13 protein-coding genes are annotated in these 14,979 nt (G+C 46.8%); 6 read left to right on the top strand and 7 right to left on the bottom strand.

What is annotated here, in order from left to right; all coding sequences use genetic code 11:
- Positions 1-8: 8 nt before the first annotated feature.
- The 3 genes from NC796_RS07445 (at position 9) to eno (ending at position 3,061) form a co-directional block, all read left to right on the top strand.
- Positions 9-455 carry a nuclear transport factor 2 family protein gene (locus tag NC796_RS07445; protein WP_310683530.1) on the top strand — a complete coding sequence of 149 codons (447 nt, stop codon included), beginning with the start codon at positions 9-11 and terminating at the stop codon, positions 453-455.
- Positions 456-795: 340 nt separating this feature from the next.
- Positions 796-1,797: an aminoglycoside phosphotransferase family protein gene (locus tag NC796_RS07450; protein ID WP_310683532.1), complete on the top strand. Its 1,002-nt coding sequence runs from the start codon at positions 796-798 to the stop codon at positions 1,795-1,797.
- Positions 1,787-3,061, top strand: a complete 1,275-nt coding sequence (gene eno, locus NC796_RS07455; protein ID WP_310683534.1) for a phosphopyruvate hydratase — start codon at positions 1,787-1,789, stop codon at positions 3,059-3,061. Before NC796_RS07450 ends, eno begins: the two co-directional genes overlap by 11 nt.
- A 1,109-nt stretch (positions 3,062-4,170) precedes the next feature.
- Here the strand turns inward: eno and NC796_RS07460 are convergent.
- From NC796_RS07460 to NC796_RS07480, 5 genes are all read right to left on the bottom strand, one after another.
- Positions 4,171-5,898 (bottom strand): IlvD/Edd family dehydratase, encoded by a 1,728-nt coding sequence (locus NC796_RS07460; RefSeq protein WP_310683535.1) that lies wholly within the window; start codon positions 5,896-5,898, stop codon positions 4,171-4,173.
- A 73-nt stretch (positions 5,899-5,971) separates the two neighbouring features.
- Positions 5,972-6,859: an SMP-30/gluconolactonase/LRE family protein gene (locus NC796_RS07465; protein ID WP_310683537.1), complete on the bottom strand. Its 888-nt coding sequence runs from the start codon at positions 6,857-6,859 to the stop codon at positions 5,972-5,974.
- 8 nt (positions 6,860-6,867) lie between these two features.
- Entirely contained in the window at positions 6,868-7,638 is a 771-nt protein-coding gene (locus NC796_RS07470; protein WP_310683539.1) for a glucose 1-dehydrogenase, read from the bottom strand.
- A gap of 12 nt (positions 7,639-7,650) precedes the next feature.
- Entirely contained in the window at positions 7,651-8,508 is an 858-nt protein-coding gene (locus tag NC796_RS07475) for a fumarylacetoacetate hydrolase family protein (RefSeq protein WP_310683541.1), read from the bottom strand.
- 147 nt (positions 8,509-8,655) lie between these two features.
- Entirely contained in the window at positions 8,656-9,432 is a 777-nt protein-coding gene (locus NC796_RS07480) for an SDR family NAD(P)-dependent oxidoreductase (protein ID WP_409070358.1), read from the bottom strand.
- A gap of 319 nt (positions 9,433-9,751) precedes the next feature.
- Between NC796_RS07480 and fbp the strand changes: the two genes are divergently transcribed.
- The 3 genes from fbp to NC796_RS07495 all read left to right on the top strand — a co-directional run bounded on the left by fbp (position 9,752) and on the right by NC796_RS07495 (position 13,249).
- Positions 9,752-10,783 carry a class 1 fructose-bisphosphatase gene (gene fbp, locus NC796_RS07485; RefSeq protein WP_310683545.1) on the top strand — a complete coding sequence of 344 codons (1,032 nt, stop codon included), beginning with the start codon at positions 9,752-9,754 and terminating at the stop codon, positions 10,781-10,783.
- Positions 10,784-11,055: 272 nt separating this feature from the next.
- Complete coding sequence (locus NC796_RS07490; protein WP_310683547.1) at positions 11,056-11,703, top strand: hypothetical protein; 648 nt, start codon at positions 11,056-11,058, stop codon at positions 11,701-11,703.
- 16 nt (positions 11,704-11,719) lie between these two features.
- Positions 11,720-13,249 carry a T9SS type A sorting domain-containing protein gene (locus NC796_RS07495; protein WP_310683549.1) on the top strand — a complete coding sequence of 510 codons (1,530 nt, stop codon included), beginning with the start codon at positions 11,720-11,722 and terminating at the stop codon, positions 13,247-13,249.
- A gap of 133 nt (positions 13,250-13,382) precedes the next feature.
- Here NC796_RS07495 and msrB read toward each other — a convergent pair whose 3' ends face one another.
- Entirely contained in the window at positions 13,383-13,940 is a 558-nt protein-coding gene (gene msrB, locus NC796_RS07500) for a peptide-methionine (R)-S-oxide reductase MsrB (protein ID WP_310683551.1), read from the bottom strand.
- Positions 13,941-14,020: 80 nt separating this feature from the next.
- Positions 14,021-14,908 (bottom strand): hypothetical protein, encoded by an 888-nt coding sequence (locus tag NC796_RS07505; RefSeq protein WP_310683553.1) that lies wholly within the window; start codon positions 14,906-14,908, stop codon positions 14,021-14,023.
- Positions 14,909-14,979: the final 71 nt, after the last annotated feature.

The raw sequence follows: 14,979 nt of genomic DNA on the forward strand, positions 1-14,979 counted from the left end.
AGGATATCATGTTAAAAACCGCCTCTTATTCATTTCTTTTATTATTCTTTTCAATCATAAGTTGTGCGCCGGAGAATAGTTCAAATTCAGGGGAAATCGATCCTGAAGTGACCAAAGAAGTACTTGAACATCATTGGGAGACATTCAAGGCAAACGACCTGGAAGGAGTGATGGCCGACTATACCGAAGAATCTGTATTAATCACCCCGGATGCAACATACAGGGGGCTGGATGAAATTCGTCAAAATTTTATAAATGCTTTTGAGGCTTTTCCTGCCGATCAGGATCCACTTACGCTCAACAAGAGTGTGGTAGTAAAAGATATAGGGTATATCCTGTGGGAAGCTTCCACTGATCAATTTGAGCTGCGTTTTGCTACCGACACGTTCGTAATTCGCGATGGGAAAATTATCCGACAGACATATGGTGGCGTGACCGACCAGGATTTGCAGTGAAGACAAAATTAGTTTTAGAACTATATGAGAGTTGACATCTTTTGGGTAAAGGTGTCAACACTTTTTGATTCAAAGCACTAACCCGGATTTCTCACCAAGAAATTTGTTCCTCAGCAAGGCCCACCGTCACATAAAGCTATGGAGGGCAGGCGAAGGCAAGTTTACTCTCCGAAGCATTGTGCGTAGGAGAGCGATTTTACCTTCAACGTAGTTGAGGTGTAAATTTCGTAGCAATCTGCATAGTGTTAATTTTACATCTGGCTAATTTTATTGGTTAAAATCACGATTAACAGCACTTTACAGTAACAAACTATAAATATTGTGAGAAATGCGGGTTAAGATGGATAAAAAACTGGTAACAGCCCTGCTGCGTGAGGAAAATCTTGTTCTGGAATCTCCTGTCAAATTTCGACCCCTAGCCGGTGGCGTCTCCTCTGATATCTCGCTTGTGACGGATGGTCAACATTCCTACGTCGTAAAACAGGCGCTCCCAAAATTGCAGGTGGAAGACGACTGGTTCGCCGACATTGCACGCAACAATATTGAACAGGATTTTATCCGGTTCATGAAGAAATACCAGCCAAATGCCGTTCCAGAATTGCTCTATAGTGACGAGGAGCACCATTTGTTTGTGATGGAGTACTTGGATGAGGATTTCCAGAACTGGAAACAACAGATGCTGAAAGGTGAATTTGATCACAATATCGCACGAAATGCGGCTGGAGTTCTTGCCGGCATTCACAAAAAATCATGGCAAAATCATGATCTTAAACAGCAGTTTGACAATGAGTCCAATTTTCACAGCCTGAGGACAGAACCCTATCTCATCACCACGGGGAAGCACCATCCCAAACTCAAACAGCTTTTTCTTGAAGAAGCTGAGCGACTCAAACACCACCGGGAGGCCCTGGTGCACGGCGATTTTAGTCCCAAAAACATTATGGTAGAAGGAGACCGGGTGGTATTGCTGGACCATGAAGTGGCTTGGTTTGGTGATCCGGCGTTCGACCTGGCGTTTTTCCTGAATCACCTGTACCTGAAAATGCTGCATCACTATTATAAACATGAAGAGATCAAAGATTTAACGGAAACGGTATGGAAGGTTTATTTCAACAACGTTAATAATCTAAATCAGAATTTAGAGATAAGAACAGGCCGTTTGCTGCAGATGCTCATGCTGGCAAGAGTGGACGGTAAGTCGCCGGTGGAGTACCTGGAGGAAGGGGAGAAGGCGTTTATCCGATCGTTTGTACATGAATGGCTGCCAAAGCAATTATTTTCTCAATCAGAGATTAATATGAAATGGAAATCTGCACTAAAAGAAACTCAGTTTGAAGATTAAAGATATTGACGCTTTCCAGGTATTCGATTCCCGTGGAATCCCGACAATTGAAGCCGAGGTAGAACTGGAAAACGGGATAAAAGGCTCGGCCATCGTTCCTTCAGGTGCCTCTACCGGGCAATACGAAGCCTTGGAACTGCGTGACGGGAATATGGAGAAGTTTGCGGGCAAATCTGTTTTTAAGGCGATTGATAATATCAAAAATGAGATCAAGCCTGCGCTGATCAACAGGGAGGTTGAGGAGCAGGCAACACTGGATGGCGTAATGATCAACCTGGATGGCACGGCCAATAAAAGCGGATTAGGCGCCAATGCGATCCTGGCTGTATCGATGGCCCTGGCACGGGCGTCGGCGGCTGTCCAGGATCTGCCGCTCTTTAAAACATTGGCTGATGGTGAAGGAAATCTACTGCCGCTCCCTGAAATTCAGATCATAGGCGGTGGGGCTCACACCAACGGGCGCATTGATATCCAGGATTTTATGATTATCTGCACCGGGGCACAGAGTTACCGGGAGTGCCTGGAAATGACATTCAATGTATTTCACCAGTGTGGCGAGTTATTGGGGGAACAAGACAAGCTTGCAGGTGTGGCTGATGAAGGAGGATACTGGCCGGAGTTCGACACCAATGAAGAGGTCTTCGATGCCTTGATGGATGCAATCCAAAGGGCAGGGTACACGCCTGGGGAGGATGTTCACCTTTCACTGGACATCGCCGCCTCCGAATTCTACCAGGAGGGCAACTATCACCTGCAACTCGAAAATCGGTCATTATCTCCAGGGCAGTTTTATGAGGTTATAATCCGCTGGTGTTCGACCTATCCCATCATTTCGATCGAAGATCCTTTTTCTGAGACTGACACCCAAAACTGGAAGCGCTTTACGGAATCTTTTGGGGATTCCATACAAATCATCGGGGATGATCTTTTTACGACTGACATTGCACGGGTCAAAAAGGGGCAGGAGCAGAAGTTGGCCAACAGCGTATTGATCAAGCTGAATCAAATTGGCACGGTGACTGAGACTCTTAACTGTATTCAGCAGACGCAAGCTTCGGGTTGGAACCCAGTGGTTTCAGCGCGGTCTGGGGAGACTGAAGACCCGTTCATTGCCCACCTGGCTGTGGCCACCAACGCCGGACAGCTGAAAGTCGGCTCTTTCACACGTTCAGAACGGATGGTCAAATGGAATGAAGTTATTCGAATAGAGCGTAAATTGGGTGAAAAAGCCCGGTTTCTTGGAGCAGAGATTTTGTCGTTGTAGCCCGTAATGACAACTTCCATCCAGCTCATATTTTTAAATGGAATAAGAAGGAGGTGCAGCTCACTTGAAAAGTGGACTGTACCATTTTTGCAGAAGTACCTTCCATCTGATCTTGGAGTTGAATCATAAGCAAAAATAGCTGAGTGAAATACGCACCGGACGTCTACCCAAAAGCTCACAGTGACAGGCTATGGGTAATATTCACGAAACTCCGCAAGAAAGTCCCTCTGCCAGTATATGAGAGGGACTTTCTAATGTTATCTTTTAGCAGGATAGCACCTATCCGATGGTGGGATCGCACATATAAATTTGGTTTAGACTATGAATGAAGATGCCTGCTCCAGTACTTCATTTCGATCCAAAATGCTTTTATTGATGAGAAATGCGGGCTAATTGGATATTCGAGTTTATTGTAAGGGCACGGTGCACCGTGCCCCAACAGCTTGCTTATTTAAACCTGAATTTGAGCATAAGAATTACTCAAATACTAACTGTCACCGCGAGGAGCTTTTTTTGATCCTTGTTGCCTCAATGATGAGGTCGACGCGGCGATCTCCCCACTCGTTTGCTGTTCAGGCTCCCTCCCGACACCTGTTGGAGGCCGATGGTCGCTGAATCTCTCGAAATGGCAGTTCTCTTTAAATAAATAATGATTTTCCCTTATTACGTACAGATGTCGTACCCTTACTACGTACGGGTGACGTACCTTACTGGGTACGGGCGATGTACCCCTACTACGTACGTCCGACGGACATTACTTGTCGATGTAACGTACCTAACTATGTACGGATGGCGTACATTACTTGTCAGCCAGGCGGACATTACGTGTCGGGGTGACGGACATTACCGCGTACGGAGAATGAACGCCATATGAGTTGCCACCAACCTTATTCCCCTCACTTAATCCGTCATCTCATATTTGCCAAGGTTCTTTGTTAACGGCTTCAGCCCCGTTTACCCATCACTGCCGCCTGTCGGCGGATTTGTACACACAAAAGTATTAGCTCACACCTAAAAGTCCAGAAAATCCCTGCATTCAGAACTCATATAAGTGACTAAAGAGGAAAAGCAAAGCCCTGTTTAGTGACAGCCAGTGAGAAATGCAGACTCTAGTGCGATTCCCGCTTGACTTCGCTGCCTGATTTACCAACGAGGAAGTCGAGATCGGCGCCCAGGTGAGCCTGTTCAACGTGGTTGATATAGAGGTTCCCATAGCCGCGATCATAGTTTTCGTGTTCTGGAGCCGACCAGTTTTTACGTCGCTCTTCCAGCTCCTCTTCGGGTACATCCAGGTGCAACCGCTTGTTCTTGACATCCACCTCGATAATATCCCCGTTTTCAACCAGCGCGAGGTTACTGCCGGTGTAGGATTCGGGCGAAACGTGAAGGAAGGCGGTTCCAAAAGCGGTTCCACTCATGCGACCGTCAGAGATCCGCACCATATCTTCGACCCCTTCTTCAAGTAATTTCTGGGGAAGTGCCATGTTTCCTACTTCCGGCATGCCGGGATAACCTTTGGGGCCGACATATTTGAGTACCATTACCGAATCTTTGTCGATCTCCAAGTTAGGATCATCAACGCGTTCGTGGTAATCTTCAATATTCTCAAATACGACTGCTTTTCCGCGGTGTTTGAGGAGTTCTGGAGAGGCGGCAGAAGTTTTAATAACCGCTCCTTCAGGACATAAATTACCTCTCACCACCGTGATTCCGGCTTCTTCCTGGAACGGCTCATCAACAGAGGCGATGACGTCGCGGTCAAAGCATTCGGCGGCGGCGTTGTTTTCATACAGGCTCTTGCCGTTGGCCGTGATCGCATCGCCGTCCAGGTGATCTTTCAGCTCTTTGATAACTACGGGAAGTCCCCCGGCGTAATAAAAATCTTCCATAAAGTGATCGCCGGAAGGCTGCAAGTTGACAAGCAGGGGGATGTCACTGCCATATTTGTCGAAATCATCAAGCTTGATATCCACGCCGATGCGTCGAGCGATAGCGGTTAGGTGCACAATGAAATTGGTTGATCCACCGATGGCTGCATTTACTTTGATCGCATTAATGAAAGCTTCTTTGGTGAGGATATCAGAAGGGCAGAGGTCCTCCTCCACCATGTCAACAATCCGTCGGCCGGAACGGTGGGCCATCACCTTACGGCGGGAGTCGGCGGCCGGGATGGCGGCATTACCAGGTAGACTCAAACCCAAAGACTCAACCATTGAGGCCATCGTGGAGGCGGTACCCATAACCGCGCAATGCCCGCGACTACGACACATAGCACCTTCGGCAGCCTTGAGTTTTTCATCGTCCATCTCGCCCTTTTTCTGGTCGGCAGCAAAGCGCCATACGTCGGATGTAGCGATATCCTTGCCGCGGAATTTACCCGTGAGCATCGGCCCGCCAGATATGACCAACGCCGGAATATCGACGCTACAAGCACCCATCACCAGCGAGGGAGTGGTTTTGTCACAACCACACATCAGGATCACGCCGTCCAATGGATTGGCCCGGATCGATTCCTCAACATCCATGCTGGCAAGGTTGCGGTAAAGCATGGCCGTGGGACGAATCAAGGTTTCTCCGAGCGACATCACCGGGAATTCCAGCGGGAATCCACCAGCTTCCCAAACGCCTCGTTTCACCGATTCGGCCAGCTCGCGGAAATGGGCGTTACAGGGAGTCAACTCCGACCATGTGTTACAGATGCCGATGACCGGTTTCCCTTCAAATTCATCAGGGGGAAATCCCTGGTTTTTCATCCAGCTTCGATAGATAAAACCATCTTTACCTTTTTTCCCGAACCAATCCCTGCTGCGTAGTTTTTTATTGTCGTCAGAGCTCATAATCTTGTGTATTTATTATATGAATATTTTGTCATTAAAAATCCTTGAATCGAGCGATACCGCTTTACAATCCTTATCCCATAAATCGTGCCGGTGGAGTTCCCTTGTAGGGGAGCGTAACCTTGAAAAGAGAGCCAGATAGGGGAAACTCTTCAATATCCTTATCCGTCATATGTTCGCGGGCCGTTGTGATATACAGCTCGTTCATTTCGGGGCCTCCAAATGTGCAAGATGTTACCTGTGGAACGGGCAACAAAACCTGGTGCATGATGTCTCCATTATCAGGATCAATGCGAAGCACTTTGTACCCATTGTAGAGCGCAACCCAGAGTTTCCCTTCCGTGTCCATGGTCATGCCGTCAGGAACGGCATCTTCTTCATCAAGCTCAAAAACTTCCGAACGCTTCGAGACTTCCCCCGTTTTTTCATCAAAGTCAAAAGAGTAAATCGTGCGATCGGGAGAATCGATAAAATAGAAGGTGGAAGGATCTGTGTCCCAGGCCATTCCGTTGGGAATGGTAAGTTTTCCCAGTTTCTTACTGACTGTAAAATTTTGGTTCAGGCAGAACAGACTCCCGACGCCCGGTTGTACATCATAGGATAGCGTTCCAGCCCAGAAACACCCCTGTGGATCACACTTTCCATCATTGAACCTTTGATTGGGCAGGTGAGCTATGGGATCGGTAAGGTGGGTTATCTTTTGTTTCCCAAAATCATAAAGAGCGAACCCACTTTTGAGGGCCAATACCGCACCACCTTTTTTACGCAGGGCCAGTGACCCCACATGTTCATCAATTTGATAAACGGAATTCTCTTCTTTTTTAGGGTCATAGCAATACAGCTCACCGGAAAGGATATCCACCCAATACAGAAGTTCCTTCTCAACATCCCAGACCGGGCATTCCCCGAGCGTGGCATTATACTTGAACTGGAGCTTTGCTTCTGTGGTTGGAATTCCCATAGCTGTGATCAGTCGTTTTTACTACCTGCCGCTTTCAACCCGATTCCGCCGTCGATCCGGATCGGCTGTCCCGTAATAAAAGAGCCTTTTTCGCTGGCCACAAAGGCCACGAGCTCACCAATCTCTTCCTGTCTGGCCATCCGTTTCACCAAGTGAATGTCAATCGTTTCCTGGCGTGCCCGGACGGGATCAGCCGATTTTTTAAAAGCATCTTTGTTCAGCGGGGTGTCAACGCCTCCAGGACAGATCGCCACGCTGCGAATGTCAGGGGCGTAATCTACCGCAATGCTGCGTGTTAATCCGATCAGAGCCGCTTTCGAGGTGGCATAAGCCGCCACATTTTCCTGGGTGACATACGCCTGCACGCTTGATATATTGACAACCACGCCCGTCTCTTGTTGCTGCATATAGGGGATAGCGTATTTTGCACAAAAGAATGCCCCTTTTAGATTCACATTCATGAGCGAATCCCACTGTTTTTCTGAGGTTTCTGTGACCGTGGCGTAGTGAAGGATACCAGCGTTATTCACCAGCACGTCGATACCTCCAAAATGAGTGGCTGCCTGATCAAAGGCCTGTTCAACTTCCTTTTCACTGGAAATATCGCATTTTATGAATATACCTCTATCCCCAAGTTCTTTGCTGAATTCTGCCCCTGCTTCCCCATCAACATCCAGGAGTACAACCTGTCCATCTTCACGATGAAATATTTCTGCACAACCGGCGCCAATCCCTTTTGCCCCGCCGGTTATGACGATTGTTTTCCCTTTAAACGACATAATGTTGTCCGTTTACGAATTATATGCTTTTGCTTTTTGTCGGGATGATCCCAACCCTTCAATACCCAGCTCAACCTCATCTCCGGGCTTCAGATATTGTGGTGGATTAAATCCAAGTCCCACGCCTGCAGGCGTTCCGGTTGAAATAATGTCTCCGGCCTGCAGCGTCATAAACTGTGAAATATAGCTTACCAGGTAGGGGATATCGAAAATGAGCTTGCTGGTACTACCATCCTGTTTGAGTTCACCATTTACCTTTAGCCACAGTCGCAGGTCGTTAATGTCATCAATTTCATCTTTGGTTGCAATATAAGGGCCAAGTGGGGCAAATGTGTCGCAACTTTTACCTTTGACCCACTGTCCACCTTTTTCCAGCTGGTATTCCCGCTCACTGTAATCGTTATGCACGCAGTAACCGGCCACATAATCCATCGCGTCCTCTTTGGAAACATATGATGCATCTTTCCCGATGATTACGGCAAGCTCAACTTCCCAGTCCGTTTTTTTGCTGTTTTTGGGAATTACCAGGTCGTCATTGGGCCCTACAACAGAGGAGGTCGCCTTAAAAAAGAGGATCGGCTCCTCGGGGATATCCATTCCGCCTTCATTAGCGTGATCCTCATAATTAAGCCCGATACAGACAATCTTGCCGGGGCGGTCCACCGGGGGGGCCAGGCGCACGGAATCGTTAATTTTAGGCGCTGAGGCTGCGTTTTCTGCAACCCATTCTGCCAGCCTGCCGAGACCACCAGATTGGAAGAAGTCCCGGTTAAAGTCTTCACCAAATCCACTGGCATCAATTTTTGTTCCATCAGATAATATCAAACCGGGCTTTTCCTGCCCAACTTCACCAAAGCGAATTAATTTCATGTAATCTGTCGTTCTTTTTTAATTGTTAAACTAAAGTGATTTAGATTTTTGGAATTAGATTGCTCCATCTCATCACTGGTTTTGCAGATTGATGAATTGTTAGAGCATTACATTAGTATCAAGAATCCTATGCAAGCTTAAAATATACTACGTGTTTAAGGTCGTAAACCCACCGTCGATAGAGTAGTTGGAGCCGGTGATGAAGCCCGCTTCGTCAGAGCATAAATAGAGCGCCAGGGCGGCGATTTCTTCCGGTTTGCCCATGCGACCGATAGGTTGTGTTTGCGAGAGTTGTTCAAACATTTCTTCCTCTTGGCCTGGATACTTGTCTTCTAGGTATCCATCTACAAAAGGAGTGTGCACCCGCGCTGGGGAGATCGCATTGCAACGGATATCGTCATCAATATAATCCTTGGCTATGGAATAGGTCATTGTCAACACTGCACCTTTGGTCATGGAGTACGCAAACCGTTTCGAAATGCCCAGCGATGCAGCTACAGAGGCCATATTCACGATTGATCCTCCGCCACTCTGCTTCATCTTCTTCACTCCCGCCAGGGCGCAATTATACACGCCTTTGACGTTTACTGCAAACAGCCGGTCCATGTCTTCCTCAGTGGTATCCTCAAGCGTACCGATATGGGCTATACCGGCATTGTTTACCAGTATATCCAGGCTGTTTTCCTGTTCAAATATTTGATCAAACAGATTAGCAACTGCCTGCTGGTCGGTCACGTTCAAGCTGTGGAAGGAGGCTTTCCCACCGGAATCTTCTATTTCATCTACTGCTTGTTGACCAGAATCCCGGTCAAGATCTAAAATGTGCACGCTTGCTCCTTGCTGGGCAAAAACCTCTGCTATGCTTTTCCCGATTCCTTTTCCGCCCCCGGTAACAACCGCAGTTTTACCAGACATCTTGAACATATATTATCAACTATTTGTAGGATTAAACTTTTTGTTCTAATACTAACAGCTTCCCTATGTGTAATAAAAAAGCATGGTTTGATTACACATACAAACCGTCACATTTCTTACCCAAGTATATACAGATAAAATTTCATGAATTCTATCTGCATTTCACGGGTAGGAGCAGACCGCATATTTACAAAATTCTAGAAAAATATAGAGCGGAATATTATAGAAATATATTTTAGTTTGTAAGTAATCGGTTACTTATGGGATGTGTTACAAGGAATTCGCAAAAATATATTTTAAATAACATAACAGGCATTGACTCATTTTTATGAACAATAAAGGGAATAAACGAGTAATAACACTCGAAGAATTCATCATTAGAGGGCAAAATCGTTTTCCCGGCGCAACGGGTGAACTTTCACAACTGTTGAGAGACATCGGGTTGGCGGCCAAGATTATTTCTCGTGAGGTAAATAAGGCGGGCATCACTAATATTCTTGGTGAAGAGGGTTCGCAAAATATTCACGGCGAATCCGTTAAAAAGCTCGATCTTTTTGCTGACGATCAGCTAATTTCAGCCCTTGATCGTTCGAATATCACCTGCATGGTTATTTCTGAAGAAAATGATGGTATTGTACGTCTCAGTGCAGATGCCGGAAAGTATATCGTCTACCTGGATCCCCTGGACGGCTCCTCAAATATCGATGTGAATGTGTCTATCGGTAGTATTTTCTCGGTCTACATGAGAAAAATGGATAAGGATGTACTCGGCAAGGAGGAAGCCCTGCAGCCGGGTGTTAAACAGGTAGCAGCCGGATACGTCCTGTATGGATCGAGTACTATTATGGCATATACAACGGGTTTGGGTGTTTCGGTTTTTACACTAGATCCAAGCATCGGGGAATTCATTTTGTGCAATGACGACATAAAGATGCCCGAGTATGGGACGGTTTATAGTCTGAACGAGGGGTATTACAACTCCTGGGATCTGGGATTAAAAAAGTATATCAAATATTGCCAGGTAGAAGACAACGCTACGAAGCGTCCTTACAAAGCCCGTTACATCGGTTCTATGGTTGCCGACCTGCACCGAACGTTAATGCAGGGCGGTATTTTTATTTATCCTCACAGCAGTAAATACCCGAACGGGAAGTTGCGCCTGATGTATGAGTGCAATCCCCTGAGTTTTATTATTGAGCAGGCGGGAGGGATAGCTATCAACGGGGAGAATCGGATTATGGAAATTGAACCTCGTTCTATTCATCAACGAACACCCATCTATATCGGCTCAAAACAAAACGTGTTAAAATTGAAGGAGTTCCTTGATACCTACTCTGAAGAAGCAACTGGGGTGAGCTAATTCTTTCAATATGTTCAGCTCTGGTTTTTGTATTCAGATTCTTATGCATTAAATATCAGCCACACCACTAGGTCATAAAAACTGTTGAAATCAAAAGCAGTCCTAACTATTGCTATTCTGAAGGAGTTAAGCGAATTTTTTAAAATGAGATGCGGCTGTGAATAAAAATGAATAACCTTTATAAGTAGACCCCATGGGTTATGTCAGGTGGATTTGTATGGTATAAAACACTCTTTCTATTCTTTAGAAACTAAAAAGAGGCGCGTATTCGTATGACTTGTAGACTGATAGCTGTCTCGATACTCAGTTTTGTGTCCATTATGCTTCCCAAAATAGCGTATGCTCAGCATTCTGTAGCCCGTCAGTGGAATGAAATACTGCTGGAGTCAATTCGTTCCGATTTTGCGCGGCCTACCGTGCATGCCCGTAACCTTTATCATGCCTCTATCGCCATGTATGATGGATGGGCTGTCTATGACTATGTCGCCAAGCCCTATTTTCTCGGCAAAACCGTTGGAGGCTATTACTGTCCTTTCGATGGAATTACTACACCGGCAGATATTGAAAAGGCGCGAGAAGAGACCATCTCGTACGCCGTATTCCGGCTGCTGAGACACCGCTTTAAGCAGTCGCCAGGTGCTGACCAGTCATTTGCACGGTTTGATTCACTCATGCGAGCGTTGGGATTTGATCCTTCCTTCAGCTCCACCAGTTACTCTTCAGGGGGGCGGCTGCACTGGGGAATTATATTGCTGATCGACTCATCGAGTTTGGCCTGCAGGATGGTTCCAATGAGCAAAACAACTATGCCAACCGGTCTTATGAGCCGGTTAATCCACCTTTATTGCCAGAAGTGCCTGGTAATCCCGATATCGTGGATCCCAACCGTTGGCAGCCATTATCTCTGGAGGTCTTCGTAGATCAATCCGGAACACGATGCCGGGTCAGGTACCTGAATTTCTAAGTGCTGAATGGGGACAAGTTGTAGGTTTTGCTCTCGGTAACATCGACCTTGATATCTATGAAAGGGAGGGGAGTAATTACTGGGTATATCATGATCCGGGACCGCCTCCACTACTGGATACTACCAAGACCAGGAAAATCTCAGAAGCATATAAATGGAGCTTTGCACTCGTTGCGGTTTGGTCAGGGCACCTGGCTTCAAACGATGATAAATTGTGGGATATATCACCAGGCTCTATCGGCAATATTCAGTCACTTCCCGAAACGGTTCAGGAATACCCGTATTTCTATAAACTGTTGGAAGGGGGAGATATGGGAAGGGGGCATGCACGTAATCCATATACGGGTGAACCCTATGAACCGCAAATGGTCCCACGAGGAGATTACGCCCGTGTGCTTGCCGAGTTTTGGGCTGACGGACCCGAATCGGAGACACCTCCGGGTCATTGGTTCTCTATTCTTAACTATGTGAATGATCACCCGCTTCTAGAAAAACGGTTCAAGGGAACCGGACCAGTGCTGGGAGAGCTGGAATGGGATGTCAAAGCCTATTTTTCACTTGGGGGTGCAGTTCACGATGCGGCCATTGCAGCATGGGGAATCAAGGGGTGGTATGATTATGTGCGCCCGGTATCGGCTATCCGGTATATGGCGGAACTCGGTCAGGGCAGTGACCCAGGCCAGCCACGGTATCATCCCGGAGGTATCCCTCTGATTGAGAATTATATAGAATTAGTGGAAGAGGGCGATCCACTTGCGGGAAGTTCTAATCAGAATGTTGGGAAAATAAAGCTTTATGCCTGGCGTGGACCACAATATATCGATCAGCCAGAGACCATTGCTGCAGGAGTGGGGTGGATACTGGCAGAAAACTGGTGGCCCTACCAGCGCCCCACCTTTGTGACCCCGCCTTTTGCGGGCTACATCTCCGGGCATTCCACATTTTCGCGTGCTGCCGCTGAAGTATTGACTCTGATCACCGGTGATGAGTATTTTCCCGGGGGAATGGGAGAATTTTACGCACCCAAAAATGAGTTCCTGGTGTTTGAAGAGGGGCCAAGTGTCGATGTCACGCTACAGTGGGCAACCTACCGGGACGCCTCGGATCAGACCAGCTTGTCGCGCATCTGGGGCGGCATCCACCCACCGGCCGATGATATCCCTGGGCGTCGCATAGGTATAAAGGTTGGAGTGGCCGCTTTTCAGAAGGCCGAACAATATTTCCAGGGTGAGGCAACAACAGGAGAGGGGGAGCCGCAAACATTTGCCTATCCCAACCCACAACAAAGCGGGAAGCCACTTACCATAGCATTCAATGGGCCGGCATTCAATGTTTCCCTTGAGTTGTTTAATGTATTAGGCCAACGTGTTCGATCCAAACGGGAGGAAACACTTGCTGATCGGATCACGCTCAGCACCGATGCACTTGCCTCTGGCTTTTATATCTTGAAGGTCAGGGGGGCTAACTGGCAGTCCATACACAAAATGACGATTATAAAATAAAGATTAAGTAAATTCGCAGATAGAGGGGGATCTCAAGAAGTGAGAACTACTTTGTGCCTTCTCTATATTACCCCGGGTATTAGTTCATCAGCGATCTATACTATTCGGGATTGAAATTATCACCTATATCGTGTTAATCTACCTCTTGTTCTTTAAAGTCAAGTGCAGCTGAGTTCATGCAGTATCGCAGCCCGGTAGGCTCGGGGCCATCTTTGAAAACGTGTCCCAGGTGAGATTCGCATCGCGCACAAATAATTTCAGTTCGAGTCATAAAAAAGCTGTTATCTTCTCTTTCTTCAACTGCATTGGGTTGTATAGGTTGCCAAAAGCTGGGCCACCCTGTTCCTGATTTATATTTATGCTCTGAACTATAAAGCGGAAGTCCACAAGCCCCGCAGTAATAAATTCCTTCCTTCTTGTTATCCCAATACTCGTTGATAAAGGGAATTTCAGTACCTTTTTCACGCAGTATCCGGTACTCTTTGCCAGTTAATTGTTCTTTCCACTCTTCTTCGGTTTTATGAATTTTTGTGATGTCGGAGCGTGCCATGGTATCCTGGGGTTGGGTCGCAAGGCTAGTAGTTATATCCACCGTGGCTCTATGTGTATGTTTGGGGGCGTCATGTTTGGATGTACAGGCGCCAGCCAGCAGTAGGCTGATAATGAAAAAGAGAGAAGTTTTAATATCCATACATTCCTTGGTTTTGTATTGCTGTTACCTTAACAATACGAAAAGCCTATTGGTTCGGATTGGTTTGGTAAACATTCATGTCAAAATCCTACATATTTCTTGGTAAATCCTCCATCACTGGTCCAAAGGTCCAGTTCGCTGCGCCCATCCCGGTAATAACTGATCAGTCCCACAGGCAAACCATCAAACTTTCTGCCATAGTTGATAACTCCCAGCTGAATGCCCTGGCCATAGCCGACAGCATTGATCACCCCGGTTTGGATACCTTGAAAATCATCAGCTACATTTATGGTGCTTACGGCAATACCTTGGAAATTTTTTGCATAATTCCCGACGCCGGAGAACATTAGCCCCTGCATATCGCCACCCGAATAATTGAGTATCCCACTACTGGTAATGCCCTGCATATTGTCTCCAGCGATGTTTGCCAGGCCACTAAACAAAAGCCCCTGGATGTCATTTGTGGCCAGGTTGGCTATACCCGCAATCTGGATACCTTGTGATGCACCACCACTCCTGTTGAGGAGTCCGGATATTTGAATACCCTGCACATCATCCGAAGCGTAATTGGTGAGGCCAGCTACCTGGACACCCTGTAGTTCTTCTCCACTTATATTGAACAAACCGGATAACTGTATGCCAGAGGTCTCTTCATCTGAGTAGTTGCCCAGCCCTGCAACCTGGACTCCCTCTGCATAATATTTGTTGACATTTACCAGGCCGCCCAGCTCAAATCCCTCCTCGAGCGCGCCATTGTAACCGCCCAGAATGTTAAATGAATATTTTGAAATGTACTGATCTGCATCTATCCCGTTACTACTGAGACCAGGTACGAATGCGACCCGGAACATCCTGTACTCAAGCCCCGGCTGACGGCTTTGTTCTTCACCATCCTGAATTTGAGCAAATAACCCAGATGTAAATGCCATGCTGAAAATGAATAGAAAAGGAACACTTCGTTTAATCATGATTGGTATCTGTTTATTGGGATAACGTTCTGTGCCCAATACGGACCGGAATTAAAAATGTTTAGGCTTTG

Origin of the sequence: Aliifodinibius sp. S!AR15-10, assembly GCF_031569985.1 — a bacterium.
In the GTDB taxonomy this organism is placed as follows: domain Bacteria; phylum Bacteroidota; class Rhodothermia; order Balneolales; family Balneolaceae; genus JAMQKA01.